This is a genomic window from Streptomyces sp. NPDC016845, assembly GCF_044332585.1.
Classification (GTDB): domain Bacteria; phylum Actinomycetota; class Actinomycetes; order Streptomycetales; family Streptomycetaceae; genus Streptomyces.
In genome coordinates this window covers 1-25396 of record NZ_JBIRPI010000033.1, presented here as the reverse complement: position 1 = coordinate 25396, position 25396 = coordinate 1, and the positions used below count along the sequence as shown (strand labels likewise).

The following is a 25396-nucleotide window of genomic DNA, read 5'->3' as shown; positions in this document are numbered from 1 at the left end:
CTGTGATCGTCCACGACGTGGCCACCGCCCTCCCCGCCGCCATCGGCCACGCGATCCTCACCGTCGCCATGACGACCGGGCTCGGCGCCGCCGTCCTCGTCCTCGCCGTCGTCCTCCTCACCACCGCGGCGACCGGCGCCTGGCCCACCCGACGCCGGCGCCCCGCCGAGGAGCCCGCCACCGCGTACGACGAGGCCGCCTGATGGCGCGCCCTGCTCTGCCCCAAGTGCAGTGCTCACGTCGCCATCACCGAGGACATCGCCAGCTACCTGGACTGGGGCATGGCCGTCCTCGGCGACGACGGCGTGGTCCGCAGGGAGGAGCCGGAGTACGAGCCCCGCGTCCTCATGGCCGACAACGCTCGGCAGGTCGGCCGTCCTCGCGCCTGCTGCGTCAACCCCACCTGCGGCCACCAGTGGCGGCTCCGTCGCCGGTTCGACCCGGACCCGGCGCCGTGATCACCGGCCTCGCGCTCGGCGTCGTCCTCGGCCCGTTCGTTTCCGCGCTCCTGCTCGCCATCCGGTGGGCAGGGCGCGGCCCCTACCGCCGGACCCTGGCTCGCTTCCGCGCCCACGCCCCGAACCCCACCCCGCACACCAACCCCCACCCAAGTCCCGACAACAGCCCGACCGGCCACGACCAACCCACCGCGACACGCATCAGCGCACCCCACACCAGCCCCGCGACCAGCCAGACAGCAACCAGCTTCAACCAGGTCATGCCGCCCAACTACCCGCGAACGGAGCCCAGATGACACCGCACCTCCGCCCCGACCTCCTCCTCACCGCGGCCGCCGCCCTCACCAGCGCCGCCGCGGCCTACCTCCCGACCACCAACACCCCGCTGTGGGCCGCCCTGGTCGCCCCCTTCGCCGTCGCCCTCGCCCACTGCGCGGCCTGCGAATGGACCCGACACCGGGCGCTCCTCGCCGAGCACGCGGCCGTCCGCCGCGCAGCCGCCGACGCCATCGCCCGGACCGGCCCGCTCGCCGACCTGTACACCGCATGCTGCTCCGCCGGGTTCGTCTCCCGCGGCCGCGCCCACGACACCACCTGCCCAACCCGCACGAGGAGCCGCGCCTCATGACCGGCCCGAGCAGCACACCCCGGGGCGAGCACACGCCCCGCCCCGGGGCCACGTGGGAACACCGCATCGTCCGCACCGAGCAGCACGTCGCCGACGACACCCCGACCCGACCCCACCCAACAGGGCCACGAGACGCGCCATGCAGCGCGCAGCACGGAGGAAGATGTGAGACGCGGACTACCCAACAGCCGCCTGCACTGCCGCCAGAGCCCTCTCCGCCCGCCCCTCAGCGGCCTCGGCACGAGCCTCTGCCGCCACCGCCCGCTCCTCCGCGGCAACGGCGCTCGCACGCAGCGATCGGCAGCCCTCGCAGGCGAGTTCCTCCACGCTCGGCAGTTCGGCCTGGGCAGGGATCGCCTTGCGCGCCTTGAGGCGTCGCAACTTCTGGCGCTCAACGTCTTTCACCGCGAAGAGGTTCGTACCGTTGCGCCCCTTGCCCACAACGGTCAACTGCCCCTCCGCCTTCATCGCGTGCACCGTGTCCGTGCGCACGCCGAGCAGCTTCGCCGCTTGAGCTGTGGTCATGGTCTCGCTTGCTTGGTTGGTCATGCCTGCCCCAACGACCCCCACCACCAGGAGCAACCTTCGCCGCCCGCTGTTCGCCCTCTTCAGTGAGCGCGACGTCACGAGCATGACGAAGGGGCGCGCCCACGATCTCCCCAGACCAGGCACGCCCCAACCGGTGGATCAAGCGTATCGCCCCGCCAGCACCAGGAGCGCACGATGAACACCACCGCCACCAGCACCACCGCACAGCACCTCCGCACCGTCGCCCTCCACTGGGCAGACCTCCGCGAAGCCGCCGGCGCCCCCACGCTCGTCGGCGCGTTTGGGCTCGGCCTCAAGGGCTACCTCGCCGCCCTTGACGACGCCGACCACGATCGCGCCCTCATGGAAGCCACCCTCGCCCGCCTCGACGAACGCCCCGGCTCCAACCCCCGAAGCCCTCGGCGAGCGGCCCGTCCCTGTTCGCCTCCACATCCTCGACACCATGCGCGCCGTCGAGGCCGCACTCACCGCCTGCACGGACGACATCGCCCACCAGTTCCAGCGCGCCCCGGTGGCCATGCCCAGCGCCCGCCGCGCCACCTACGCGAGCGACCGGGAGGCCCGCCTCGCCTACGAGGACCGGCAGCGCCTCGCAGTCCTGGCCCGCGCCGACCTCGCCGCCCCCTGGCGGTGGCGGCACACCGGCCACCGCGACGCCGTCCGCGCCGCGCTCTGGCTTCTGGCCCGCGTCGAGTTCGCGGCCGGTGCTGCCGAGCGGGTGGAGCGGGCCCTCGATATCGCCGTGCAGTCCCGCACGTTGGCGCGCCCGTGCTCGGGGGGTGGTGGGGAGATCGAGATGCACGGCGGCGAGGGACGCCCACCGGTCGCACGCTGCACGGGGTGTGGGCACATTTGAGCCGAAAGCAGGATGATTGCTGCATAGGGGAGGAGTCGCGCCTCATGACTGACCGGATCAAGATCGACGACTCGCTCAGCAGCGACCTCGACGCCCTGTACCGCCGGGCTGAGACCGAACGCGACGCCGTACTGCACGGGCGAGGGGCACCACGGCATGGGCGTGGACGAAGCGATGTGGGACGGGTCTCAAGGATCGATGGCGTCGGCAACAAAAAATGCCTGACCTGGCAGCGCACGGGTGCCTACTGACTGGTAATTACCAGCCGGTAAATCGTTGACATGCGGATACTCCACTGCCGCCGCGACCGGAGGTGACGTTCCGTCAAGAAACAGTGCCCATACGTCTGTTATGACCACTTGCGCACTGGTGTGACATGAGTCCCAAACCCCCTGATCCTCTTTGTGTTCGGGTGCGAGCTACCCGCAAGATTCACCCAACGCGAAGGGCCCGCCGCACTCAACTGTGGAGGCTGGGACGACGGGCCCTTATGCGGACTACACACCCTTTTCGGAGTATGAGTAGGAGCCGCACCTTGGACACTACACACCCCGCCGCCGCCCGACCCGGCCCTTCGAGGGCGATCCTCGTCACGTTCACCGCGCTCGCGTGCGTTGACGTTGGCCTCGGTGTCGGCGCCGTTGCCCGCGCAGGCGGGCATCTGACTCCCTACAACTCCACTGCAACCGGTGCATCGGCCGCCCTCGCTCTACTGCTTGCAAGTCTCGTGATCCTGACCTTCGCCGTGAAGCCGCAGGGGCCGACCGTACCGGCGTCGAGGGCGACCCTGGTCACCATCTCGTTCCTCGCCTGCGTCGCGGCCGGCTTCGTCGCCGGAATCTTCGCTCGCACCGTCGGCGACCTCCGGCTCTGGTCATCGGGCGCAATAGGTGCGGCGGTAATGCTCGCTCTGCTCGTGGCGAGCGTAAAGGTGATGGCCTTCGCCATGAAGGAGGAAGCGAGTACAACCTGACCGGCGCACGCGAGGGGTCCGCCGGGCGTCCGGCGGACCCCTGCGCGACGGAATGAAGCGGGCCTCGCCATCGCCGCACAACAACGGACGCCGGCGCGCCCGTGCGCGGAGTGCGGTGAGGAGATCAAGATGCACGGCGGTGAAGGGCGACCGCCGGTCGCACGCTGCGGAGGGTGGGGGGAACTGGACCGAGGCCGGTGCAGTCAGGGTATGGATCTCGGCCAACGCGGTGCGAGAGCAGCACTGTGATGCACCGCACCGTACGTGCGCGCGGTCGAAGATCCCAAGTAGCGCGCAGGTACGTGGATCAACCCCGATCATCCACAGGCTCGTCGTTGATCCACACTTCGACCGTGGCGCCGAGCGGATTACCTTGCTCATCGAGGTGTTCGCGGACGGCAGCGCCGACATCACCCGTCAAACTCTGGGAGAAATACGTCGAGCCAGCCTCCGGCCGATTCACCTCCATAGGGCCCACCGCTGGCGAGTCCGAACCGAACTTTGCGTTCAGAGCCCGGAACAGCCCGCGGGCGTCATCCAACTGATCGTTACGTGCTTCCACCCTGATCCACGTGCGAATCTCATCGCTCATGGCACTTCACCTGCTCACTATCGATCATGCGTCTCACGCTGCCTCGTAATGGTGTGCTCGTCCGCCGCGCCACGTCACCCAGGACGGGTCGTCGAGGAGCTGCTCTGCGTCCGAGAGCCCGGCCCGGCGGAGGAACTCGATGACGTCACGGCCGGAATGCGCGAGTCCGAAAATCTGGTCTCGCGCGGTGACACGCCGGCCGCCCGACGGGACGGCGAGTGCACGACTATCGGACCGTTCGCCATACATCCAGAGTGCGTCGCGCCCCCCCATCGGCATGTCGAACACCCTTAAATGCTAGCCATCTAAGGCCCTACGTCGCTGGCGCTTCCGAATCCGCCTGAGTGGCGGACTTGCCCTCAACCGCCGCAGGAGCTTCTGAGAACGGCCCGGAAATCATTGCGTCCACCAACTTGGCGACCGCCGCCGCCCGTTCCTCACGCGTCAGATCGGCATCGTTGATTAGACGCTCAGCGGCGAGGTAGCGGGAGAACTCCAAGGGCTGGTCGAAGTAGCGTTGCAGGTGGGCGGCCGCGGCTTCTTGGGAGCGGATGAATGTACGGGATACGAAGCCTGCGAGTGCGGCCGCGACGGTACCAAGGACTGCGGCGGCCGCGCTCGCCGCGGTGTTGTCGGCCTTCAGTGCAACAATGGCAAAACCGACCAGAAACAGGAATCCGGTAATCATCGCGCCCTGGGCGGTCCAAAAGGATCGCTTAGCCTGCCCCAGGGCGATTCCGTGATAGTCCCGCAGACGGGCATGCGTGACCCCCCAGAGCTTCGCTAGTGCCAGCTGAGCCCTTTCCGCCGCCTCCTCTCTGAGAAGCCTCCGCTGAGCCTCGCGTGCCCGCGTCGAGGTGCCCTCGTCGTGCGCCTTCTCGGGATCATCCCGCCCCGCGCGCACGATTTCCTCAAACGCTTTACGCGCCTCTTCGCTCGCAAACCGCACGGAAATCGGAGCGGCGATAGCCGCCTCAAGCTGCTCTTCCGCCTTCTCCACGTCACGGGACGGGTTGGCCGATCTGTATAACCATCGATCAAAGAGCGTGAACAGAATGAGCGCTATAACCGCAACTGAGATTGCTGCAAGGATTCGCAAAGTAGAGTCGGGTGCTTTTCCGTCGAGCAACCAATACGCCAGCCCGCCAACTGCGGCGGACCCTGTCCAGTTAAGTATTCGGTCTACCCTAGACGCAGGGGACGTCGACGAGTCGGGAGACGCTTCCGGATGCAGCGTCGGCTCAGCAGACATGACTCCCCCTCAACGAATGGCTCAGCGCGGAGTATCAATCACGCCAGCGGAGACGCAGGATATCGATGCCAGGCGCGCCAAGTGGCCTGTTCAACTGGGTTCGTTACGAGGCGGCCTTCAGCGCCGAGCGCGGTGTCCGGTCGGCAGTGCGGGCACGCGTCCGTACCGTCCACGAGGGCGCGCCGCGCCTCATCCCGCTCCGCGCTATGGCGATTCTGAAGTCCGCGCTCGATGAGCCACTCGGGTACAGACGGCCGGGCCGCTGCGCCGCGGGCCCGCTCCACCTCGCGTCGCTCCTCGTCCGCGATCCACCGGTTGGTGCGCGCCAGCTCCTACTCCTGCACTCGGCGCAGGAATCGCAGCAGGTCGAGGCGGGTCACCGGAGTGGGGTCGTTCACACGTTCGAGTCTATAGCGGTGGCGTGGCACCGCTCGACACCCCCACCGGGGCCGATCATGACGAGGTGAACCCGCCCGGCCGCTACCACGTCACCCTCATCATCGACGGCGAGCACATCCTCGACGGCTGGTGGAACGACCCGGACACCGCCGAGCGCAAGGCGTCCGGGTTCGCCCCCGAGCACGAGGACAACGCCGGTGCCCGCGTCACCCTCACCGAGTGGCACGGCGGGCAGGAATGGCCGCTGCGGGAGTGGCCTAACGGTCTGATGTGACCCATTCATTCACTGCGCGCCGCCAGCGTAGGGCGCACTCTGGAAGCGTGAGGTGAGAGCGATGGACATACAGAACGAAGCCGAAGTGCACTGGCAGCCGAAGAAGGACGAATTTGGGCTCAGGTGGGTCAGACAGCGGAGGTACGGCCAGACTATCAGCGGCGACTTCGGATTCAGCGTAGACCTCACCGACGAGGACATCGTGGGCTGGACTTTGGTGCCCACCGACAACCCCGAGGTTGACTTTGTCCCCCGAGTCTTCTACCTGCTGAGGGGCGACGAGGCCGAAGAAGCGCAGAGCGCGAAGGCGTGGCACAGGGCACCGGCCGACGCCGTACTGATCGAGACGGTCAGCCAAGGAGTGGCCGGCGAACACCCACGGCTCCACATGTCTAGCTGACGAGCAGAACTCACCCTCGCCTCGACCAATGAGGCGGGGGCGTTGAGCAGAGCAGGCTACGGCCGCCACTCCTCGCGGTACCCAGGCCGGCCCGCGTACGACAGAGCGAGGAGTGGAAGCACCCACGCGGTGCCGCCAGTGTCGCCGTGCTCACGCAGCCACGCGTACCGATCCACGATCCTTCGCTTGCCGTCGATTTCGCGCAGCATCCGGGCTGGAACTCCGCAGTCGCAGACGAGGCCGGGTGCCTGATGGAACATCGCCATCGTCGCCCGCACGGACTCGGCGTCGCCTTCGAGGTGGGCGTGGATGTCGCAGTCGAGGGTGTGCACGCTGCTTGCCGCGCGGGTGTCCTCGTCGAGCTGCTCGCCGAGCCACCGCACGAGATCATCCACCCTGCGCCTCCCCCTCGGCACTGGCCAAGTTCGCGGACCGCGGCATCACGGGCTTTGTCGACACGCGCGGCCGCGCGTGGAACCTCACCTCGTACGTCGAGATGGCGTCCCGCTCGGCGCTCGGCCGCGCCGCAGTGCAGGCCCACACGGATCGGCTCGGCGCAGCCGGGGTCGAGCTGGTCATCGTGTCCGACGCTCCGGAGGAGTGCCCGCGCTGCAAGCCGCGGGAGGGCAAGGTGCTGCGCCGCGACGGCGCGGTCGGCGCGGGCACGGTCGAGGTCGAGCACGCCACCGAGGACGACCGCATGGTGTCGGTGCGCGTTGCCGGATCGCTGCCGGAGGCGCGGGCGGCGGGGCTGATGCATCCGAATTGCCGACACAACGTGTCGATCTACCTGCCTGGTCTCACCCGTCCGGCCGGGCCGAAGAAGGCCCGCAGTCGTGCGACGTACGAGCAGTCGCAGCGGCAACGGTACTTGGAGCGGCAGGTCCGCACGTGGAAGCGGCGGCCCGCTGCTGCGGTGGATGACGTGGAGCGCAAGGCCGCGAACGCGAAGGTTCGAGCGTATCAGGGGCGGATCCGTGAGCTGGTCGCGGAGACCGACCTGCCGCGTAAGTCCCACCGCGAGCAGATTAGGTCCAGCCGCTAACGCTGATGCGGGTTCACCTGCTGCTCGTACTTGCCGCAACCGCGGTTCTTGCAGACGTACATGCCGCGCACGCGGGCGTAATTCTCGTCGCCCAGCGCGGTCACGTTCACGTCTCCGCTATACCAGACGGGCTCACCGCACGACGGACACGGCAGATCTGGCCTTTGTCCGCTTCGGTCATCAAAAGCGTCCATAAGGCCACGTTACGCCCGACCGGCATGGAGTGACAGCGGACGCCCCGAGACTTCCGGCCGCCGCACGGCGTCCGGGCAACCCGAAACGGGAGACGATCACATGCAGGTCCCTTTCACATGGCGGGGTTTCAAGCATCCGCTGGCATTGCACTCCGCTCTGGATGTGCTCGGCTACCGCCGCAACGGCTCGCCGATCTACGCCATCGCGGGTGGCAACGGCGAGGGCGAAGGCGGATCCGAGTCCGGCGAGTCCGGATCCGGTGAGTCCGGATCCGGTGAGTCCGGATCCGGTGAGTCCGGAGAATCCGGGCAGAGCGCGGAGAACGGCACCGGCCAGGGCTCCGGTCAGGGCGAACAGTCGTCCGGGCAGGAATCCGGCGAGTCCGGATCGCAGTCCGGAGACAAGGACTGGAAGGCCCACGCCCGCGAGTGGGAGAAGCGCGCCAAGGAGAACAAGGCCGCGGCCGAGAAGGGCGAGACCGCGCTCGCGGAGCTGGAGAAGCTCCGCAAGGCCAAGCTCTCCGATCAGGAGAAGGCGGTCGAGGAAGCCGAGGCACGGGGCCGCACGGCCGCGACCGAGGAAGCCGCGACGGAACGGAACACCCCCGCGTCGGCGGGGAGCACGCTGTCGTCACCGTGCAGTTCGACGTCGCCGTCGGAACACCCCAGCGTCGGCGGGGAGCACGCGTCGATGAGGTAGCAGGTCTTGAATGAGGGCAAAACACCCCCGCGGACACGGGGGGTGTTCCGGCGCTTGCGTTTTACGTGGACAAGTGGGGCGAGTCCTCTCCGCGACGCGGGGGTGCTCCGTCCACCCGGTACGGGTCCTCTTCTCCGGTGCCGTCCCAGCCACCGACGCGGAGGCATTCCGCCGCCGAGGCCGCCGGGCTTCTGCTACAGATGCTGGCTGTCCCCCAGCGGGAGGGCAGTCCTCAGTCTGGCGAGCCGAGAAGCGCTCCCCCGTCAGATGAGGTAGCTGGCAAGGAAGTCGGCCGTGGCTGTCAGGTCGCGCCCGAGGCGGATGCTGTGGTGGGGAAGACGAGCAAGGCACGTGGTGACTGCCTGGCGGGTGTGGTCGCTGACAGTGTCGGTGGGGGCGAGACCGAGGAGGTCGGGATCGCGGTGCTCAGTGGCGCCGGGCAGGAAGTCGTCGATAACCACGACACAGTGCCGGTCAAGGGCAGCTGGCTGGGCAGCGGGGTCGACGTAGGGGAAGAGGAGCGTGGAGGCCCGGCCTGCGGTGGCCAGGTCAAGGCCGAACCGGGAACGGAACTGTTCAGGGAGGACTTGCGCCTTCTGCCCACTGTGTCCGTCGTCGTCCCCCTGGAAGGTGCCTCGACCGTACGGGCGGAGCGCCTGGGCGACGTCGGGGTGCTGCGCGGGGTGCGGCCGGTCGCGCTCTTGGAGGTGCATGCGGATGACGTCGGACCAGCCCAGTGCATCCAGGACGTCCAGGCCGATCGCGGCGGGCGAGGGCCAGGGCAGCACGTCGAGGGTGCCGCGCGGAGCGGGTCGGACAAGGACGCGGTCGGTGGCGAGCAGCTGCCAGCCGCGGGTGGCGAGCGCGAGCGCGGTGGTGGTCCTGCCCGCGGCTTGGGGGCTGAGGGTAAGGACGCATTGGCCGTCGCGGACGGCGGCGGAGGCGCGGAGCTGGGTCCAGCCGTCGGCCGCGAGCGTGCCGGATAGGGCGTCGCGGGCGATGCGGGCGGCGGCGAGGGCGACTTGGTCGTCGCGGGTGCCGTACAGGATGAGGTAGTTGCTGCGCTTGTAGTGCTGGTAGGCGAGTTGAGGTTCAGGGCTGACGGCGGTGATGGTGCCGGTGCTGTCGTGGGCGACGAGGGTTTTGGCGTCGGCGTAGGTGGTGTGCTGGTGCGGACAGGACTCGACGAGGGTGCGCAGGTCGGTGTAGGTGCTGGCGTCGATGTCGGCGGAGATGAGTGGGCCGGTCCAGGCGGTGGCGGCCGGTACCTCGAACGCTTTCCACCAGGGGTTGAAGGAGCGGCGGGTGTAGTCGGTGACGGTGTCGCTGGTGGAGATGAGGGTGAGGTGGTGGCCGCCGGCGTGCAGCCGGATCGCCGTGGTGGCCTGAGGGTTCGTAGTCATGGGGGGTGTCTTTCCGGGTGAAAGTCTTGGGGCGAGGGTCGGCTGGGATGGCGGCCGAAGGCGTCGTGGGCGGCCCGCGGTGTGCGGGGCACGGAAGTGACCTGGTGTTGCTCGCTGCTGTTCGGTGACCGGTCATCACGGGGTGGGGGCCGCGGGGACGGCGCGGCGGCGAGCTCAGGCCGCTGCCGTGTGGGGTGCAAGGTTTTGTAGGCCGTTGTCGAGGAAGGGTCTGTGCGCAGAGCTGGGAGCACCCTGCCGGTCGGGGTGAAACGCGGACCGCTCGACCCGGGTAGCAACTCGGCCTTATGTGCGCGCAGCTCCTTGCGGGCTTCCGCTCACGACTGCGGCGCCCGCGGCTCGATGGACCGGGTCGACGTGGGCACAGATGGCGGCTCCGTCGCCGTCCTCGACGCGCACACGGCCCGCGGATCACCGTTAAGACAGCCGCGCAGGACGGCCAGCACATGGCGGTAGCGAGCGCGGTCCCGGTAGGAGCCGGCCCCAGCATCCGGGGCGCGCCAGTAGGTGAACGTCGATGCCCGGGCCAGCAGGCCAACGGGGCTGTCACCGTCAAGGCGGTGTCTCCGCAGCTGCGTTGGGGGGCGAGGTGGAGAGCGGCCGAAGCGGTCGCGGCTGCGGCGACCGGGTGGGGGCCGGGGCGAATGAAGGCGGCTCCAGGCCGGGGATGGCGGTGGTGATCGCTCGGCCGGCCTGTGTCGCGGCCGGACAGACGGCTTGCCGGCGGGGTGTGGTGCCCGCTGTTGCGCCCAGGCCGTCGAGGTCTGCCTCGACGGTGCTCGTGCCCTGCCCGGTGCGGCAAGTAGGCCACAGCCGTCCGATCGGTCCTGCAGTGCACCAGACGGGGGCGAACGGACGTCTCCCCTCGCCGGTGTCCGCCAGGGCCGGGCGCTTTCAAATCGGGTGGTGGTCATGTCACGGCCTCCCGGACCGCGGTCAGCACCCCGTGCCAGGCCACCGGGATGTCGGCCTGGTGGAGGAGGACCGCGCTCGCCCACTCCAGCAGGCGGCAGGCGGCCAGCGGCTGCCCGGCCAGGGCCTGGGCGGGCTCGGGCAGCGGCAGCCCGGACGGTGCCAGCAACACCCGGCGCAGCACGAGGGCGGTGTCCATCAGCCAGCAGCTGAGAACCTCGCACTGCCAGGAGCGGGCCGCCTTCGCCGACCTCTGAGCGAGCTGCTGCTCGGCGAACGCCTCGATCCCGTCCAGGATCCGGGTAGCGTCCAGGGCCGTGGGGCGGGTGGCGATCAGGCGCAGCACGATCCGGCTGATCAGTTGCGCGGCGTCGCCGCTGGCACGCCCTCGACAGAGTGCGGGAGCGAGGAGCACCGGCCGTCCGCGGTCGCTATCGGGGAAGAGGATGTGCCCGGGGGCGAGCGCCCCGTACAGCAGGACCTCGTGGGCCGACTGCAGCGTGGCCAGGCGGGCCTGCCGCAGTCGGCCCACCGCCACCCGGAGCCCGGCTGCTGCTTCCAACCGCACCGGCTGGGGGTGGTGAGCGGCCACGAGGCGGTCCAGGCGCAGCGCGTCAGCGGCGCCATGGAAGGTATGCTCGAAGTCGGTGGCGATCCCCCGCTCCCCCACCACCCCGGCAGCATCCGGTTGTTCAGCCAGGCGCGGACGGTGCAGCGGGCCAAGCGCGGCCACCGTGTGCTGCAGCAGCCACCCGCTCCGGGCCGGGGCACGCCACAGCAGGTCGCCCAGGGCCTCCCCCGGCACCGGCTCCGTGAACAGCACCCCGAGCGCCTGGCCGGCCGGCCTGCACACGGAAAGTCCGCCCACCCGCTGCAGAAAGCGGAGTTGCGACTCCTGCCGTGTTGCGAGCGTGCCCGGGCGCCGTACGTACTCCGCCTGCGCCCCCTGCACCTGCGGCCAGGAACCACCCGCTCCACTCAGCAGCGAGGTGAGCGACATCCCGAGGAAGGAGTACGTCGCGTACAGGGGCTGGCCATCGACACGCACGTGCGCGACGTACTTGGTCATGCTCGGCACGTGCGCACCAACCTGGATCTCTGCCTGCGGCCACAGCACGGTGGCGGCCTGCCTTATCTGCGTGCGTGCGAACGCGAAAACATCCGCAACTCGAGGGACGGGACCGGGTGGTTCCAACATGCTGTGGGTGAGGGCGCTCACTGGCGACTCCTTGCGAGGGCGAAGAAATAATGCTGATCAACCGCCGGACGGCAAGCGCTGAGGGCGTGGACCGCAGTGACGGAAACTGCCCATTGCGGGCTGCACAAAGACGAGCCCGGCAGGTCACACGGGGCCGGCCGTGACCCACACTTCGAGAGCGAGGTACCGGCTCGAACTCGTGTCGCAGTGCGGAATCGAATGCGTGCGGACTCAGCAGAACAGCCTGGCTTCGTGCCGAATAACATGACGGCGAGACGAATCCCAACGAGCACTCAGCCGAGGGCTTCTGTGCCCGCCGGACACTGCTTGGTCATCCGGTATCCAGGCCGTTCTGCCGTGAGTACGCATACGAATTCAGCGAGTGGGCTCGTGGCGCGGCAGCAGTGCAGACGCTTCTGAACATCGAGTTCAAGACGTGTCGGCGGCATAGAGCGCGGTCCGCTCCGGGCAGTTCCCGAGCCACAGAGGGATCTCCGCCCAAACTGTCTTGCCTAGCACCTCAGTGGCAGTGCCCCAGTTAGACGCCAAATGTTCGACGATCTGCAGGCCACGGCCGCAGACCGCCTCTTGGTCGCCGCGCGGCGAAGACACGACAGGCCGCTGCTCGTCAGCGTCTCGCACTTCAATGCGGATGATGCTCTGCAGCAGACGCAGGGTCATCCCGAACTCGCGTGCCTGCGGGGCTTCGGCATGGCGTACCGCGTTCGAGACCAGTTCACTCGCAATCAGCACGGCATTTTCTGTGAGGGCGGAGTCGACTCCCCACAAGTGCAATACACGTTCGACATGATGTCGGGCATTGCGGACCTGAGCGGGATGTGAGGGGTAGCGGGAGCAGTCCGTCCGAGGTTCGGCCATGTTGCGTCCTTGAGAGTGGCCGCGCCGCCGTGCACGCAGCCGTGAGTGATCGACTCCTTACGCAGAGTCGCGGACGACCCCACTATCCCGCCCTCTCACCCCACTGTGCAAGTCCCTACTTTTCCCTGAAGGCACTTTGCTTGTCGCGGACAGTCAAGAGCGGCAAACTGTGAGCAGCCGAAGGGGGCGCACACACGACATGCCAGTGAATCGGAACCCGACTGTTCGCCAGCGCCGTCTTGGACGCATGCTCAAAGACCTGCGCACCAAGGCGGGTAAGACGCTGGCGCAGGCAGCTAACGAACTGCAGTGCGCGGAGTCGAAAATGAGTCGCGTTGAAGCGGCGCAATCCGGAGTCCGCCCTCTCGACCTGCGGGTACTCCTCGACTTCTATGGTGTCAACGACGAAGCGCTGCGCGCACGGCTGCAGGAGTTGGCCCGGTACGGTCGTGAACGCGGGTGGTGGTCACAGCACGAGGACACCCTCACACCTCTGTACGCGGACTACATCGCCCTTGAATGGGACGCCGCCGACCTGTACGTCGTCGAAACTTCCCTCGTGCCCGGGCTGCTGCAGACTCCTGACTACACCGAAGCTGTCATCCGCCTGCACAACCCTCAGAGGGCCGAAGATGTCGAGTACGTGCAAGAACAGATCAAGGTGCGCGGCCAGCGCCGGCAAGTCTTTGCCCGCAGTGCGCCTCTGCGTCTGTGGGCCATCATCGCCGAGTCCACACTGCACCACCGGGTCGGCGGGTTGGACGTCATGCAGGAGCAACTGAGGCACCTGCTTTCCGCGGCTCAGGAAACCAACATTCAGATTCAGGTGCTTCCCACGAACGCACCTATCAATGCTGCTCTGTACGGCCCGTTCGGCATCCTCGCCTTCCCTGAGCCAGCTGAAACCGACGTCGTCTACGCCGACAGCCTTATGAGCACCGTCTACTACGAACACCCAGACCAGGTGGAGTTCTTCACCACCCTGTTCCGCCGCCTCAACTCGGAAGCTCTCCCTGTTGAGGAGTCCATGGCGCGCATCCGTGCCGCAATACAGAAGAAGGACTAGCAAGTGATCGCGCACCCCTCGCACTTCGATCCCACCACCGCCGTCTGGTTCAAAGCCTCATACTCCAGCGGTGATCAAAACTGTCTGGAGACAGCTCGGAACTTGCATGTTGTCCCCGTCCGGGACAGCAAGCGCCCCGAGGGCCCTGTGCTTCTGTTCCAGCCGAGCAGTTGGGCCAAGTTCGTGGTCGAACTTGCGAGCCACCGCGCCGTCTCTTGAGCCCTTCTTAACAGATTGTTGCCCCGATCAACGCTCGTAAGAGGTGCTGCTCGTCCCCTACCGGCTCAAGGAGGCGCCTGATGCATGGGGGCTTGCCCCCTTGCCCCCGTAACGGCGGGCTTTCAAGACACCGGCAGCCTCGCGGTAGAAACACCGTACTCAGGAGATCCCGACACGCAGCGGAGGGTCGATCACCAGTCGATCTGTAGGTGGGTCTCCGGCCGGGTCACGTGGTAGCCCGTGGTCATGTGATCGCTGGACGTGGTGGCGGGGTAAGCGGTGACCGTCGGCTGCGCGGGCCTTGTCTCGCTCCAGGCGCGCAGTGCTGCGGTGGTCTGGCTGGTGAGTTCGTTGCTGTCCGGGCCGTGGGCGATGAGTCCGATCTCGTCGGCGTCATCGTGGGCCGGGCGGGCTGTCAGATAGGCGAGGGTGCCGCCGTTGTACAGGCTTGCTCCGGCCCAGCGCAGGGCGGGATCGGCGAGGGCGCGGGCGGAGGCGGTGACGGAGAGCCGTGCGAGGTGCAGGCCGCTGTTGTGCATGGCGAGCCAGAGGTCGAGGTGGGCTGCGGGCTCGTCGTGGCGTACTTCGATTCCGGTCCACACCGCGTGGGCGGGGTGGTCGAGTGCGTGGGCGAGGGCGGGTTCGTCGGGCAGGTCATCTGCGTCGACCTTCAGGATGACTTCGTCTGCGAGACGGACGTGGCGTTCGCCCATCTCGGCTACGCCGCGCAGGGGGACGAAGCCGCAGACCTCGGCATGGGTGCTGACCATGCGTTGCTCGTCGATCCGGTCGAAGGCGAGGGAGCGGGTCAGGCCGCTGCCGTGCAGGCGGAGGGGGACGAGGAGGCGTCCGCCGAGGGCGAGTTGGGCCCACCAGGCGGCGGGGATGTCCCAGGCGCCCGCGGTGACGATGATCCTGTCGAACGGTGGGCCGCTGGGGTCGCCGAGTGCGCCGTCGCCGCAGATGACGTGCACGCGGTCGTAGCCCGCGGCGGTCAGGCTGCGGCGGGCGCCGTCGGCGAGGTCCTCATCAAGTTCGATGGTGACGACCGAGCCGGTGGGGCCGACCAGTTCGCTCAGCAGGGCGGCGTTAATGCCGGTGGCCGCGCCGATTTCCAGGACCCGGTGGCCAGGGCGGACGTCGAGCTGCTCGAGCATGGTGGCTACGAGGCTGGGGCTGGAGGCCGAGGAGGTGGCGGTGTCGTCCTTCGCTCGTTTGGTCACCACCGGTTTGGGGGCGTAGGCGGTTGCGAGGTCCACGCCGGGCAGGAAGAGGTGCCGGCGAACGGCCCGGAATGCGGCCTTGACCTGGGGGGTGCGGAAAATGCCGCGGTTGTCGATCTTGTCGATGAGGGCTTCGCGGAGCTCGTGCACGTCGGGAGGCGAGGTGTCGGTGGGGTGCATCGTCACTGGCCTGACTGTAGTGGAGTAGAGGGGGGTGGTTCGGATAGTTCGCGCGGTGTGGCCGGTGGTCGGTTCGCGGTGGAAGACGACACGGCTGGCGGCACTCGCGAGGATGTTCTGGTGCTGGGCGGAGATGCCGAGCCGGTTGAAGGCGAAGAGCAGGTGGTCGGTGAGGACCGCGCGCAGTCCGCGGGTGAGGCATCCGTGGCGGGCCAGGGCGGCGAGGGTGCGTCCGGTGTCTTCGAAGGCGGCCGGCCACTGCGGTGTTCGAGTGAGCGGGCTGTCCCGGTGGTCGCTGTCGGCGGTGATCAGCAGCTGTACCGCGGCGAGTGTTCCGGTCGAGGGCTCGGTCTGGCTGCCGTTGTTGCGGTGTTCGGCAATCTGCGCCCAGATGTCGCCTTGTTCGTAGAAGTCCTGGTCGGCGGCGGTCATCATGCGGGTCGCCAGCCGTACGGCGAGCTCACGGCGGTGGTCGCCGCTGTCCCGGGTGCGGGCGAGGTGGTTGAGGATGTGGTGGCTGTCGTGGCAGAAAAGATCATGGGCGACACGCATCGCTGCTGCTCCGCCGAACCGGCGGATCTCGGGCTCGTAGAGGACGCGGTCGGCGCGGTTGATCACGGCGCGGTCGGTGAGCGTCTGGGTCATCTGTGTCAGAAAGGCCACGGTGGCCCGGCTGTCGGTGGGAAGGACGCGCAGCCGCCATGACTGGCGTTTGCGGATGAACCACCAGGCGGCGATGTCCCCGGCCGCCACAGCGTGGGCCAGCAGGGGGCCCGCGTGGCGGACGGCCATCTCCTCGGCGGTCTGCCAGCTGTCGCACCAGAGATCGACCTGCCGCCAGGGGGTGTTCGTCTCGCTCATCTCGGACGTCCGATCGCTGGGGGGTGTTAGTTGAGCAGCAGGATGGCGGGCCAGTTACCGCTGGTGCCGGTCGCGAGAGTGGTCAGGATCATGGCGACGCCAGCACTCCCCTCGATCAGGCCGGGCCGGTCCCCGGGGACGCTGCTGCGGGCGTGCGTGAGCAGCGCCTCCAGGAGGTGCGGCAGGTGATCAGCGATCCGGGGGGTGCCTGCATCACCGGCGGCGTACCAGGCGGTTGCCAGCAATCCGGCCCATCCGTGACACAGGGCCGGGTCGGTGACGTGCGCAAGTTGGGCGCGGTCGGCCAGGCACTGCGCCAGGGCGTCTTCGGCTGCATGCTGCCGCGCCTTGTCGCCGAGGGCGAGGGCGGCCAGTTGCTGGGCACGGGCCAGCCCGGGAGTGCCATAGCACCAGGACGGCCGCAGGGGCCCGTCCTGGTGGGGTCGGCCGGTGTGCAGTTCCTCGGCGGTGATCCGCTCGGGCCACCAGGGTCCTGCCGTGCCGTGCTGCCGCCACTGTTCCAGCCAATGGCAGAGGCGTTCGATGGCCGCGGCCTGTCCGTCGACGACCACGCCCCGACGCATCGCCAGGGCCAGGAGGGCAAGCGGGCCCGCGCAGCCGTGCGCCATGCCGAAGTTGGCTTCTCCGGCGGCGAAGGCCGGATGACGGGTGTAGGCGGAACTGTCGCGGGTCCACCAGCCGGGTGCGCTCGCTCCGGCCTCGTCGTGGGTGTCCACCGGTTCAGTGAGCCGCACCAGGTAGGCCAGGATCCCGCGGAGGAGGTCACCGTCGGGGCCGTTGTGCAGAAGGTGGGCGCCAAGTCCGGTGAGGCCGCGCGTGAGGTCGAACTCGTGCTGTGAGGGCCGTTGCCGGGCGTCGATGCGCGTGTGAGCGGCCTGCAGGCGGGTTTCCACGAGCCGGGTGACGCCGGTATCCAGGCGGGTTCTTGCCTGTGGGTACGAGCGGGGTGTGGCGCTGTGCAGGGCGAAGGCGATGGCGGGGGCGCCGAGCCACAGTCCGGCGCCGGCTGCGGCGGTGAGGTTTTCGCGGGTGGCGCGGGTGAGCCACGCGTGCACGGTCTCCGGTGCGGCGAGACCGTCCCGGACGCGTTGCCCGTGGAGGATCGCGATGCCTGCAGCGCCCTTGGACAGTGACTGCTCGCGCCAGCGGGGGCTGCCCGGGCTGTCGTCGTGAGTGCCGTGCGGGGGCGGGGGTACGGACAGCGCCGCGGCGAGCCGGTCGGCCATGGCCGCGGCGGCGGCCCGCTGTTCGGTGTTCAGCATGCGGGTCCGTCTTCCTGGTCGGTGCGATGGCGCGCGGCGTGCGTCAGGGCGACGCAGCGGGCGAGTTTGTGCGTTGTGGCTTCGCTTGCGGGATCGCAGCCGAGTGCCCGGTTGTGGTGCATGTGCAGCAGGGAGGTGAGGACGGTGTCCGGCGTGAGGCGGCTGGTCTCCGCGGTGAGGCGTGCGGTGTACCGGTGGGCTGCCGCGGTGCGGGTTGCCCAGGCGGCAGCGACAGCGTCGGCGCCCGGGGTGCGGTGCAGGCTCGGATCATCCGCGAGGCGCAGGGTCTGCCGGCGCAGCCCGCGGTCCCGCAGCGGGAGGTCGGCGGCCAGTTGCGGGTGGTTCATGAGCCAGCGCATCGCTGCGCTGTGGCTGCCGGTCATCGCCGCGGACAAGTTGACGAGGCTGGCGGCGGTCAGGGCCTGCGGGTGCAGATCCGTGGCGGCCAAGGCGCCGAGCTGGGCTGTGACGGCGGCCGTGTCCGCAGCGAACAGGGCTTCGGCCGCCGTCAGGGCGGTGGCGCTGCCGTACCGCCCGGTCTCCGGGTGGTAGGTGTCGAAGGTGAACTCGCTGATGAGTCCGCGTTGACGCAGGCCGTCTGCCCAGGCCGCCACCCGGCCGGCGGCGCATGCAGCATCGGGATCGTGTACTCGGATGCGCAGATGCGGCCGGGGGCTTCGATAGCGGATGAACCACCACTGCGGCGGCATGACCCACCGGGACAGCAGAGCCGGTACGTGCTCGGTCAGAAGCATGTCGAAGACGTCCGAGGGCCCGTACAACTTGGCGTACGCCACTCCCCCGCGAGGCGATGGCGGCACGGGCGGCGGCAGTCCCGCGCCGGCTAGGAACGCGGGCGCCGCAGCAGGCGGCGCATTCGCGGCGAGCGAGACAACGATCTCGTGGGCCCTACCGCCGCACCATGCGTGGTCGGCGCCGGTCGGTGCCTCGGTGACGACGGTCGGCCCAGAACTCTGCAGGTACGTGCGCAGCAGGTCCCGGTGCATGACGTTGTGCAGATCCAGCCGCAGCTGCTGGTCGCCGGAGCCCACCGCGATGCTCATGGGCAGACGCCGTCGCTCGCGGATGGCCTCCCATGCAGCAGTCCAGTCACCGGCGGCCGACGATCGGGGCAAGTCGGCCGGGGTCAGGCGCCATCGAGCGGGTGCCAGGATGCTACGACCGCGGCGCAGGCGAGGCAGGAAGGGCAGGCACGCGGCGGCACCCCAGTCAAAGGACGTGAGCTGCGGCTGATCCGCCCGAGGGATCTCCAAGAGCAACCGCGCCACAGGGGGCATCGTGTGCCGGGCGCCAGCGTGGGCCAGCACCGGCACCACCACCCGCCCGCGCGACAACGAGACCACATACAGACGCTTCTGGTCGGCGGTGACCGCGAGATCCTGCAGTGCAATGCGGCCGTCAGCCGACCCGCCGTGTTCGGCCAGCCGGATCACCTGCGGCAGCACGGGCTCGACCCGCTGGACGCTCTCCTGGCCCACGTGCCGGGGCGGGAACGACAGCTGGGCGGCGAGAGCTCCGTCCACGCCGGTCGACGAGGTCGCGTACGCAGCATGCACGCGCCGCCGGTCGGGGGCATCCAGCAGATCAAGGAACCGGCCGGTGCCGGCCGCGAAGCGGCCGAACCCGCACACGCCCAAGGTGAAGTCACCCGCATCAAGCGCGGCCACTGTACTGGCACGGACATCGGCCCACAGGTCCGCCGGAGCCACCGGCCGCCGCTCACCTGGCACGCTCAGCGTGTCTAGGCGCTCGTCATCCAGCGCGACCTCCATCTCCCCGTCCAGCGCAGCCCGCTGGGCCAGGGCGAGCAGAGCCTGATCACGGGGCGAGAACTCGCGCACCTCGTCTTGGCCTTCGCTGAAGTGACGCGGAAAGCCCAGTCCGACGGTGCCATCCACGAGCTGATCGACCGGGACCGGCGTGCCCGGCCCGTACCGGTCAAGGAATCGTCCGTGGTACTCCCGCCACGCGGCAGAACCCGCGGGTGCCGGGCTCAGCTTGACGAGCGCTTCGGCCGCAGCGGCGGCTTCGCCAGCCACCTCCTGCGGCAACACCATGGTGGCGCCCAGACGCAGATCAACGGTGAAGGGCTGCCTCACGGTCCCGGCCAGGGCACGCATCCGGGTCGCTATGCCACGTCGGCTTGCCGCCTGCGCACCGAGGTCGCTGCCGTCGACTCCGTTCAACTGAGCGCGCAGCAAACACAGTTCACGTGCTAGCGAGGCCACCTCCGGTACGGCAGTGGCGTCCACCTCAGCAAGCCGGTCGACGAGGTGACCGAGTGTATCGACGGTGGTCGAGGGCGGACGCAGGCTGCTGATCAGAACGCCGTGCGTCATCAGCTCTCCGACCAATGCTGTGACAGCCGCCGCCGGTGCGCCCGGGTACTGCGCTGCCACCTTGTCCACCACATCCCCCGCGCGGACGGGCGACCGAGCCGTCGACATGATGGTGCGTACGACGGGAACGAGCAGGATCGACACCTCGCCCTCCGGCCGGTCGGCACTGGCGTGGGGAGGGACCGACACGACAAGGCGCCCGCCCCGGACCGTGGTCGCATCATTCGTGGTGACCGGCAGCCGCGCCCGCAGTGCGGAACAGCTCTCAAGCTGGGCGATCACGTCGGCCAGCCAGAGAGCGTCCGGCCGGACACGCACCCGATGGCCATCCGTCCATTCCGCCTGGGCGCGCGCACCGAACTGCAGCGCGGTCACACCGGCGAACGTTCCGAAGGGGGTGGCGCGGCCTTCCATGCGCACCAGATAACGGGCCAGTGCCACTGTCATCCGGCGCATGCGTACGGCACTCACTGCTCGCCCGGCCAGGACGGCGCCGACACTCTCGGCAAGCGCAGGACTTGCCATCCAAACGGCCTCGGCCGTGGAGCGGTTGGCCCAGATGGCGGCGAGCCACTCACACCACCGCTCGGCCTCGATGCCAGGCCAGGGCGGCGATGCCGCACCGGCCGCTTGCACACTGGCGCGCAGCATGCCCGCTCCGGTCGGCCGGTAGTACGGAATCTGTGTCTCCACCTTCACCCTCGATCTTCGAGTTCCGCCCTTTCGGCGTGCGTCACCGCTCTGGCGGGGCGCCTGCGACAGGCATGCGGCCGCAGGCGCCCCGGCTCTGTTCGGCTCAGCAGTCGCCGTTCTTCTGGGTGTCGCAACCGTCGTCGGTGCTGCTCAACAGCGCCGCCGCAACGGGACCGAAGGTAACGATCTTGACGTTCAGGTCGAGGTCCACCACGTCAGTGACTGCGACGTCCGCCGTGGTGCCCGCGCTCTGGTTGTTCATGGCAAGTCCTTCTGCTGTTGGAGAGGGTGGTGGTGGTCGAGTCGGGGGTGCTGATGGCTGTCGGCCGCCCAGGCATCGCTCCTGCGGCTTGAATCCATCCGGCGCGCGACCTCACGCACCGGACACCGCAAGCGGCACGGTGTACCAAGTCCAGGGCCGTACCGGCTGGGCCGCGGCCTACGGGAACGGTGGCCATCTGTTGCGTCGGCTTCACCGACCGCAGCGCCAGGGCACGGTGCGGCACACCGCTGCACTCGTTCTTGCCCGGGCGTCCGACCCTGCGACAAGGGGCAAACGGTCCCGCCGCGGACTGGATGGTGGTGTCGGCGCACAGCGGTGGCCATCGCTCGTTGCCCGATGGGACACCGTGTGCTCTGTGCCGGCTCGAGCAGGAGGCGACCTCGACCGGACATCCGCCACCGCGTCGCATGCACCTCCACAGCCCGCGCCGGGGCGGCATGCGGTCACGGAACATCGCCCTGGCGTGCACCACGCCCGTCCTGCGGCAGGGCCGCTTCGCCCCGGCTCATGTCGGCGGGCGCCTCTACCGCGCAGGGGTTAAGGCGGATGCGCAGGGCGGGCCACTCATCCCCGCCGTCCGCCGGGCACAGATGGTAGACCTGTGTCCCGGTGTCCTCCGGTACGGCCACCACGACGCCCCTGCGCCCGGCCACCGCATCCTCGACCAGCTCACCCCGCCGCGGCGCCCATACCGGGCTTCCGCTCGCCAATGCCGGCCCGAAGGCCGGCTGCTCCTCAGTGCGCTGTCCCGTCATGTATCCGACGGTAGGAGCGCGAGAACCGCTCAATATGAATCAGCGGAATACGGCCTGGTCGTCGAGGTGAAAACGGTTGGACATACCGCGCAACCTCTCACGCGTCGCCACCCGTTCCGCGTAAACGATCTTGCGGAGGGTGGCGCGGGCTATGGGGTGGTTCCGCACGAGCTGAGGGGCAAGGCGTTCGGCCTCCTCCAGCTCGGTGAGCGCTCGGTCTCGGTTGCCGTCCCACAGCCAGGCCCGTGCCAAGTCCATATGGTGGTGGCCTCGGCGGGACTTGGGCAGCACGCGCAGGTGACCGGGGTCGGAGCGGCGATCGAGTTCCAGTGCCCTGCTCTGGTCGCCCACTTCCAGCGCAATGCTGATGCGGTGAATGTGCACGTTGCCGCTGGAAAATGTCAGCGAGTGGCGGTCATAGACGGGCGGCCCGGACAACGCGTCCATCCGCTCGCTCGCCGCCTTGGCATACCCGAGCCGGCTCTCGGCCTCATCGGCATTGCCCCCACGTGCGCACGACACCGCCGCACGCAGCTGCAGGGTGCCCCACACGCGCAGCGCCAACGGATCGCCCCGGTCGTACGCATCCTGCACACTGTGCATAGCCTTGTCCGACAAGGCCACGCAGTCGTCCCAGTCAGCGGTGGCCCACATGTCCCACACCCGCATCCAGTCGGCCACGGCGGGCATCAGCGGATCCCCGGACAGACGCGCGGACCAGGCTGCGCGCTCTCCCGCTATGGCGATGAGTTCCGGATGCCCCAAGGAGTGGGCCGCGGTGTGGGCGAACTTGCAGCACACCGTGTAGATGGCGAACGCTTCCTCCCGTTCGCGCCCCATCGACGCCTCGGCCAGCGCACGTGACTCGCGAAACAGATCGGGCAGAGTCTTCAAGACGGCGATGTTCGCGGCCGCGTCCCGCAACCGGTGCAGGCGCTTCATGTCCTGCCACAGCCCGGTCGACGGACGCGGAGAGCCGTCGAAGACCGGCGTGAGGTCGTAGCGGCGCAGCTCCCGCACGATGGATGCAGCAGCGGCCTGCCAGTGATTCTCCCCAGCGGCCCCGCCGTAGGGCCGCTCCAGCAGAACATTCGGGTGGCAGTGGAGGGCGGCAGCGAGCTGGTTGATCAGCCCTGCACGGTCCAGCTCGATACGGCCCGCCTCAACCTTGGACACCCAGCCCTGCGTCCGGCCGACCGCCGCCCCGAGATCAGCCTGCGGCATCCCCAGACCAAGCCTCTGCCGCCGGATCCTGCGGCCAATCGCCTCCTGCTCCTCAACCTCGTGCGCCACACGCAACTCCAACTCCGATGAGAGAACACAGCACGGACAGCACGGTACTCGGGACAAGGCCAGCCCGGACTGCGACTGCCGCGGTCCCCTCCCCGCCGTCTCCCCTGACTGAATCGGGCCCGGCGTCGGCCGTCCAGGCTTTTCCAAGACCGGTAGTGCCGACCGCGCCGTGCCGAAAGGTTGCTCGGCAACGGTGGGCGGGCAGGCTACGGGCATGCGCGAGCACCACTTGCGTCTTCTGGGCCGCTACTACCGGCAGATCGAGGCGGGGCGCAAGACGCTTGAGGTCCGCGTCGCCACCCCGTCCAAGGCCGCCATCCACGCCGGAGACGCGCTCATCTTCCACGACCGGGACAGCGAGCGTGAGCTCGATGTCCTTGTCCAACGGAGCACCTTCTACCCGACGTTCAAGGATCTGCTGCAAGCGGAAGATGCCGCCCGCATCGATCCTGACAACCCGGTGGAGCAACTCCTCACGACCTTGCGCGCCATCTATCCCCCGGCGAAGGAGTCGCTCGGCGTTCTGGCATTCGCGTTCGACCACCGCCCTGCTCGCCCTGGCCACGTGATGCCGCTGACGCCCGCGCAGTACGCGCACACCGTTCCCCATCACACGGTCTCCGCCTGCCTGTACGTCCGTGACGCCCAGGACCGGCTGATTCAGCTGCGCTCCGTCTATGGCCGGCGGGCGTGGCAGTTCCCCGGCGGCAACCTCGACGCGGACGGGGAGGACCCGCTTGCCACTGCCCGGCGCGAAACCCTCGAAGAAACCGGCCTGGGCCTCAGCCTCGCCCAGGAGCAGCCGCGACTGCTGCTCGCGCACTATCTGCATGTCGGGCCACGCAGGCCACTGCAGAAGGTGGAGTTCGTCTTCGACGGCGGCCGGTTGACCGCCGACCAGCTCAAGCGGATCCGACTGGATCCGTTGGAGCACGACCTATGGGCCGTGCACGACCTCGCCCAATGGCGCCGGCTCATGGACCAACGTTCATTCGCCCGGCTCGAGGCCGTCGAGCGCGCCCGGCGCGGCCGGGGCCCGGCCTACCTCACCACGCCCGTTTAATAGGCCGCACCTATCTGGGAGGCCGTATGTCCGCCGCGGACGTCGAGGACCTCAACACACAGGCGTGGAAGGTCTACGGCGAGCGGCAACTCGCCCGCGGCTACACCCCGCCGGTCCCCACCACCCTGTCCTGGACGCCCTGGGAGGGCGTCGGGCCGGGCGCGGAGCTGCTGGGCGATGTGTGCGGGCGGCGCGTGCTGGACATCGGCAGCGGGGCCGGTCATCACGCCGTCCACCTCGCCCGCGCTCACGGCGCCCACGTCACCGGGATCGAGCGCTCCCCCACCCAGCACCAGCGCGCCGTCAGCACCCCACGCGGGCGTGGCGAACGTCGAGTTCGTCCAGGCCGATGCCGCCGACTACCTGGCCGCGGTGGAGCCGTTCGATGCCGCGTACGCGATCGGCAGTCTCGCCTTCATCGACCCGCACCGCGCCCTGCCCGCCCTCCATTGCGCACTGCGCCCCGGCGCACCGCTGGTCTTCTCCGCGCTGCACACTGACCTGCACGGTCGAGGCCCCTCCCCGACCCTGGCTCCGCGCGAGCAGCAGATTCTCCAGGGTGATCACCCGCCGCTGCCCGTGCAGATGTGGGTCCTGGCCCCGCAGCTGTGGAAGGCCCTGCTCACCCGGTACGGCTTCGGCGTCGACACCATCGACCTGCTGCCCCACCCCGAGGGCCATGCCCGCGTCGTCCAGCAGCTCATCCAGGCCCGCCGCCTGCCCGCTGCGCCGCGACGCGTTTCAAGCCGCCTCCGCAGCACCCAGGCACCCCGCACACATGCCGCCGTCGGAGTCGGCGCCATCCTGCTGTCCGATCACGGGCTCCTGCTCGGCCGCCACCGGCGCGGCACCCTGGAGCTGCCCGGCGGCACCGTCGAGGCCGGCGAATCCTTTGAAGCCGCCGTAGTACGCGAGCTGAAGGAGGAGACCGGGCTGCGCGCCCGGCTCGCCGACGTCACTGTGCTGGGCACGCTGATCGACCATGTCCACGACGTCCTGCGCGTCACCATTGCCGCCCTCGTCCACACATGGCGGGGCCAGCCCGCCACCCAGCTGCACGAACCCGTCGGCGAGTGGGCCTGGTATCCCCTCAATGAGCTCCCCGACCCGCTGTTCCTGTGCAGCGCCCAGATCCTCACCGCATGGCGCCCCGACCTGCCCATCGACCACCCACCCGCCCACTCCACCCCGTCGCCAACCCCACATCGGCCCTGTTGCCGGGCGAGGAGGACGACAACGCCGCCCACCGCAAGGTCCGCGCCCGGGTCGAGCACGTGATCGGACGGATGAAGAACTACAAGATCCTCCGCGACTGCCGGCAACACGGCGACGGACTCCACCACGCCGTCCAAGCCGTCGCCCAGATGCACAACCTCGCCCTCGCATC

Annotated in this window: 29 protein-coding genes and 3 pseudogenes; 17 read left to right on the top strand and 15 right to left on the bottom strand. The window is 69.1% G+C overall.

Annotation, left to right across the window (positions count from 1 at the left end; genetic code table 11):
• The first annotated feature begins 2 nt into the window (after positions 1-2).
• From ACH4RC_RS39080 to ACH4RC_RS39065, 4 genes are all read left to right on the top strand, one after another.
• Positions 3-203: a hypothetical protein gene (locus ACH4RC_RS39080; protein ID WP_398209311.1), complete on the top strand. Its 201-nt coding sequence runs from the start codon at positions 3-5 to the stop codon at positions 201-203.
• Between the two features lie 78 nt (positions 204-281).
• Positions 282-458, top strand: coding sequence for a hypothetical protein (locus tag ACH4RC_RS39075; protein ID WP_398209310.1), 177 nt, complete (start codon positions 282-284; stop codon positions 456-458).
• Positions 455-754 (top strand): hypothetical protein, encoded by a 300-nt coding sequence (locus ACH4RC_RS39070; RefSeq protein ID WP_398209308.1) that lies wholly within the window; start codon positions 455-457, stop codon positions 752-754. The genes ACH4RC_RS39075 and ACH4RC_RS39070 overlap by 4 nt, the downstream gene beginning before the upstream one ends.
• Entirely contained in the window at positions 751-1086 is a 336-nt protein-coding gene (locus ACH4RC_RS39065; protein WP_398209307.1) for a hypothetical protein, read from the top strand. Before ACH4RC_RS39070 ends, ACH4RC_RS39065 begins: the two co-directional genes overlap by 4 nt.
• A 177-nt stretch (positions 1087-1263) precedes the next feature.
• Here ACH4RC_RS39065 and ACH4RC_RS39060 read toward each other — a convergent pair whose 3' ends face one another.
• On the bottom strand, positions 1264-1635 hold the full coding sequence (locus ACH4RC_RS39060; protein WP_398209305.1) for a hypothetical protein: 372 nt from the start codon (positions 1633-1635) through the stop codon (positions 1264-1266).
• 313 nt (positions 1636-1948) lie between these two features.
• On the opposite strand from ACH4RC_RS39060, the gene ACH4RC_RS39055 reads away from it, so the two are divergent.
• The 3 genes from ACH4RC_RS39055 to ACH4RC_RS39045 all read left to right on the top strand — a co-directional run bounded on the left by ACH4RC_RS39055 (position 1949) and on the right by ACH4RC_RS39045 (position 3464).
• Positions 1949-2491 carry a hypothetical protein gene (locus ACH4RC_RS39055; RefSeq protein ID WP_398209303.1) on the top strand — a complete coding sequence of 181 codons (543 nt, stop codon included), beginning with the start codon at positions 1949-1951 and terminating at the stop codon, positions 2489-2491.
• Between the two features lie 44 nt (positions 2492-2535).
• On the top strand, positions 2536-2742 hold the full coding sequence (locus tag ACH4RC_RS39050; RefSeq protein WP_398209301.1) for a hypothetical protein: 207 nt from the start codon (positions 2536-2538) through the stop codon (positions 2740-2742).
• A 284-nt stretch (positions 2743-3026) separates the two neighbouring features.
• Complete coding sequence (locus ACH4RC_RS39045; protein WP_398209300.1) at positions 3027-3464, top strand: hypothetical protein; 438 nt, start codon at positions 3027-3029, stop codon at positions 3462-3464.
• A gap of 307 nt (positions 3465-3771) precedes the next feature.
• Here the strand turns inward: ACH4RC_RS39045 and ACH4RC_RS39040 are convergent, their stop codons facing one another.
• The 4 genes and pseudogenes from ACH4RC_RS39040 to ACH4RC_RS39025 form a co-directional block, all read right to left on the bottom strand.
• Entirely contained in the window at positions 3772-4056 is a 285-nt protein-coding gene (locus tag ACH4RC_RS39040; protein WP_398209299.1) for a hypothetical protein, read from the bottom strand.
• A gap of 33 nt (positions 4057-4089) precedes the next feature.
• Positions 4090-4301: pseudogene (locus tag ACH4RC_RS39035) on the bottom strand (hypothetical protein).
• Positions 4302-4369: 68 nt separating this feature from the next.
• Positions 4370-5056 (bottom strand): hypothetical protein, encoded by a 687-nt coding sequence (locus ACH4RC_RS39030; protein ID WP_398209298.1) that lies wholly within the window; start codon positions 5054-5056, stop codon positions 4370-4372.
• 290 nt (positions 5057-5346) lie between these two features.
• Entirely contained in the window at positions 5347-5592 is a 246-nt protein-coding gene (locus ACH4RC_RS39025) for a DUF6233 domain-containing protein (RefSeq protein WP_398209297.1), read from the bottom strand.
• A gap of 137 nt (positions 5593-5729) precedes the next feature.
• Here ACH4RC_RS39025 and ACH4RC_RS39020 point away from each other — a divergent pair, with 137 nt between their 5' ends.
• On the top strand, positions 5730-5981 hold the full coding sequence (locus ACH4RC_RS39020) for a hypothetical protein (RefSeq protein WP_398209295.1): 252 nt from the start codon (positions 5730-5732) through the stop codon (positions 5979-5981).
• A 61-nt stretch (positions 5982-6042) separates the two neighbouring features.
• Positions 6043-6381 (top strand): hypothetical protein, encoded by a 339-nt coding sequence (locus ACH4RC_RS39015; protein WP_398209294.1) that lies wholly within the window; start codon positions 6043-6045, stop codon positions 6379-6381.
• A gap of 56 nt (positions 6382-6437) precedes the next feature.
• On the opposite strand, the gene ACH4RC_RS39010 is transcribed toward ACH4RC_RS39015, so the two are convergent.
• Complete coding sequence (locus ACH4RC_RS39010) at positions 6438-6776, bottom strand: DUF6221 family protein (protein ID WP_398209293.1); 339 nt, start codon at positions 6774-6776, stop codon at positions 6438-6440.
• Here ACH4RC_RS39010 and ACH4RC_RS39005 point away from each other — a divergent pair.
• Both ACH4RC_RS39005 and ACH4RC_RS39000 read left to right on the top strand, forming a co-directional pair.
• Complete coding sequence (locus ACH4RC_RS39005; protein ID WP_398209292.1) at positions 6719-7426, top strand: phage minor capsid protein; 708 nt, start codon at positions 6719-6721, stop codon at positions 7424-7426. The two genes, ACH4RC_RS39010 and ACH4RC_RS39005, sit on opposite strands and share 58 nt — an antisense overlap.
• Positions 7427-7720: 294 nt before the next feature.
• Positions 7721-8320 (top strand): hypothetical protein, encoded by a 600-nt coding sequence (locus ACH4RC_RS39000; RefSeq protein ID WP_398209291.1) that lies wholly within the window; start codon positions 7721-7723, stop codon positions 8318-8320.
• 263 nt (positions 8321-8583) lie between these two features.
• Here ACH4RC_RS39000 and ACH4RC_RS38995 read toward each other — a convergent pair whose 3' ends face one another.
• The 3 genes from ACH4RC_RS38995 to ACH4RC_RS38985 form a co-directional block, all read right to left on the bottom strand.
• Entirely contained in the window at positions 8584-9723 is a 1140-nt protein-coding gene (locus ACH4RC_RS38995; RefSeq protein ID WP_398209289.1) for a hypothetical protein, read from the bottom strand.
• A gap of 928 nt (positions 9724-10651) precedes the next feature.
• Positions 10652-11722 (bottom strand): hypothetical protein, encoded by a 1071-nt coding sequence (locus tag ACH4RC_RS38990; RefSeq protein WP_398209288.1) that lies wholly within the window; start codon positions 11720-11722, stop codon positions 10652-10654.
• A 558-nt stretch (positions 11723-12280) separates the two neighbouring features.
• Positions 12281-12730: an ATP-binding protein gene (locus ACH4RC_RS38985; protein ID WP_398209286.1), complete on the bottom strand. Its 450-nt coding sequence runs from the start codon at positions 12728-12730 to the stop codon at positions 12281-12283.
• 247 nt (positions 12731-12977) lie between these two features.
• Between ACH4RC_RS38985 and ACH4RC_RS38980 the strand changes: the two genes are divergently transcribed.
• Together ACH4RC_RS38980 and ACH4RC_RS38975 are read left to right on the top strand one after the other, a co-directional pair.
• Positions 12978-13796: a helix-turn-helix domain-containing protein gene (locus ACH4RC_RS38980; protein ID WP_398209285.1), complete on the top strand. Its 819-nt coding sequence runs from the start codon at positions 12978-12980 to the stop codon at positions 13794-13796.
• 3 nt (positions 13797-13799) lie between these two features.
• Positions 13800-14015: a DUF397 domain-containing protein gene (locus tag ACH4RC_RS38975; RefSeq protein WP_398209283.1), complete on the top strand. Its 216-nt coding sequence runs from the start codon at positions 13800-13802 to the stop codon at positions 14013-14015.
• A gap of 191 nt (positions 14016-14206) precedes the next feature.
• On the opposite strand, the gene fxlM is transcribed toward ACH4RC_RS38975, so the two are convergent.
• The 6 genes from fxlM to ACH4RC_RS38945 form a co-directional block, all read right to left on the bottom strand.
• Positions 14207-16279, bottom strand: coding sequence for a methyltransferase, FxLD system (gene fxlM, locus ACH4RC_RS38970; protein WP_398209281.1), 2073 nt, complete (start codon positions 16277-16279; stop codon positions 14207-14209).
• Between the two features lie 26 nt (positions 16280-16305).
• Entirely contained in the window at positions 16306-17562 is a 1257-nt protein-coding gene (locus ACH4RC_RS38965; protein WP_398209279.1) for a lanthionine synthetase C family protein, read from the bottom strand.
• Positions 17556-20621, bottom strand: coding sequence for a lantibiotic dehydratase (locus ACH4RC_RS38960; protein ID WP_398209278.1), 3066 nt, complete (start codon positions 20619-20621; stop codon positions 17556-17558). The genes ACH4RC_RS38965 and ACH4RC_RS38960 overlap by 7 nt, the downstream gene beginning before the upstream one ends.
• 97 nt (positions 20622-20718) lie before the next feature.
• Positions 20719-20877, bottom strand: a complete 159-nt coding sequence (gene fxlA, locus ACH4RC_RS38955) for an FxLD family lanthipeptide (RefSeq protein ID WP_398209276.1) — start codon at positions 20875-20877, stop codon at positions 20719-20721.
• 464 nt (positions 20878-21341) lie between these two features.
• A complete protein-coding gene (locus tag ACH4RC_RS38950) occupies positions 21342-21653 on the bottom strand; it encodes a hypothetical protein (RefSeq protein WP_398209274.1) in 312 nt (103 codons plus the stop codon).
• A 39-nt stretch (positions 21654-21692) separates the two neighbouring features.
• Positions 21693-22946 carry a helix-turn-helix domain-containing protein gene (locus ACH4RC_RS38945; protein WP_398209272.1) on the bottom strand — a complete coding sequence of 418 codons (1254 nt, stop codon included), beginning with the start codon at positions 22944-22946 and terminating at the stop codon, positions 21693-21695.
• A gap of 214 nt (positions 22947-23160) precedes the next feature.
• Here ACH4RC_RS38945 and ACH4RC_RS38940 point away from each other — a divergent pair, with 214 nt between their 5' ends.
• From ACH4RC_RS38940 to ACH4RC_RS38925, 4 genes and pseudogenes are all read left to right on the top strand, one after another.
• The gene (locus ACH4RC_RS38940) at positions 23161-24009 is read left to right on the top strand and encodes an NUDIX domain-containing protein (RefSeq protein ID WP_398209270.1); all 849 of its coding nucleotides are present in this window, start codon (positions 23161-23163) and stop codon (positions 24007-24009) included.
• Positions 23910-24317 (top strand): annotated as a pseudogene (locus ACH4RC_RS38935) (SAM-dependent methyltransferase); the annotation flags it as partial. The gene ACH4RC_RS38940 and the pseudogene ACH4RC_RS38935, both read left to right, overlap by 100 nt.
• A 13-nt stretch (positions 24318-24330) precedes the next feature.
• Positions 24331-25287 carry an NUDIX domain-containing protein gene (locus ACH4RC_RS38930; RefSeq protein WP_398209269.1) on the top strand — a complete coding sequence of 319 codons (957 nt, stop codon included), beginning with the start codon at positions 24331-24333 and terminating at the stop codon, positions 25285-25287.
• Positions 25209-25396 (top strand): annotated as a pseudogene (locus ACH4RC_RS38925) (transposase family protein); the annotation flags it as partial. The gene ACH4RC_RS38930 and the pseudogene ACH4RC_RS38925, both read left to right, overlap by 79 nt.

Coding starts and splice junctions, on each gene's coding strand:
- ACH4RC_RS39075 (WP_398209310.1), top strand. CDS start 282: ATGGCCGTCCTCGGCGACGACGGCGTGGTCCGCAGGGAGGAGCCGGAG.
- ACH4RC_RS39065 (WP_398209307.1), top strand. CDS start 751: ATGACACCGCACCTCCGCCCCGACCTCCTCCTCACCGCGGCCGCCGCC.
- ACH4RC_RS39060 (WP_398209305.1), bottom strand. CDS start 1,635: ATGACCAACCAAGCAAGCGAGACCATGACCACAGCTCAAGCGGCGAAG.
- ACH4RC_RS39050 (WP_398209301.1), top strand. CDS start 2,536: ATGACTGACCGGATCAAGATCGACGACTCGCTCAGCAGCGACCTCGAC.
- ACH4RC_RS39040 (WP_398209299.1), bottom strand. CDS start 4,056: ATGAGCGATGAGATTCGCACGTGGATCAGGGTGGAAGCACGTAACGAT.
- ACH4RC_RS39015 (WP_398209294.1), top strand. CDS start 6,043: ATGGACATACAGAACGAAGCCGAAGTGCACTGGCAGCCGAAGAAGGAC.
- ACH4RC_RS39000 (WP_398209291.1), top strand. CDS start 7,721: ATGCAGGTCCCTTTCACATGGCGGGGTTTCAAGCATCCGCTGGCATTG.
- ACH4RC_RS38995 (WP_398209289.1), bottom strand. CDS start 9,723: ATGACTACGAACCCTCAGGCCACCACGGCGATCCGGCTGCACGCCGGC.
- ACH4RC_RS38990 (WP_398209288.1), bottom strand. CDS start 11,722: ATGACCAAGTACGTCGCGCACGTGCGTGTCGATGGCCAGCCCCTGTAC.
- ACH4RC_RS38985 (WP_398209286.1), bottom strand. CDS start 12,730: ATGGCCGAACCTCGGACGGACTGCTCCCGCTACCCCTCACATCCCGCT.
- ACH4RC_RS38980 (WP_398209285.1), top strand. CDS start 12,978: ATGCTCAAAGACCTGCGCACCAAGGCGGGTAAGACGCTGGCGCAGGCA.
- fxlM (WP_398209281.1), bottom strand. CDS start 16,279: ATGAGCGAGACGAACACCCCCTGGCGGCAGGTCGATCTCTGGTGCGAC.
- ACH4RC_RS38965 (WP_398209279.1), bottom strand. CDS start 17,562: ATGCTGAACACCGAACAGCGGGCCGCCGCCGCGGCCATGGCCGACCGG.
- fxlA (WP_398209276.1), bottom strand. CDS start 20,877: ATGAACAACCAGAGCGCGGGCACCACGGCGGACGTCGCAGTCACTGAC.
- ACH4RC_RS38950 (WP_398209274.1), bottom strand. CDS start 21,653: ATGACGGGACAGCGCACTGAGGAGCAGCCGGCCTTCGGGCCGGCATTG.
- ACH4RC_RS38940 (WP_398209270.1), top strand. CDS start 23,161: ATGCGCGAGCACCACTTGCGTCTTCTGGGCCGCTACTACCGGCAGATC.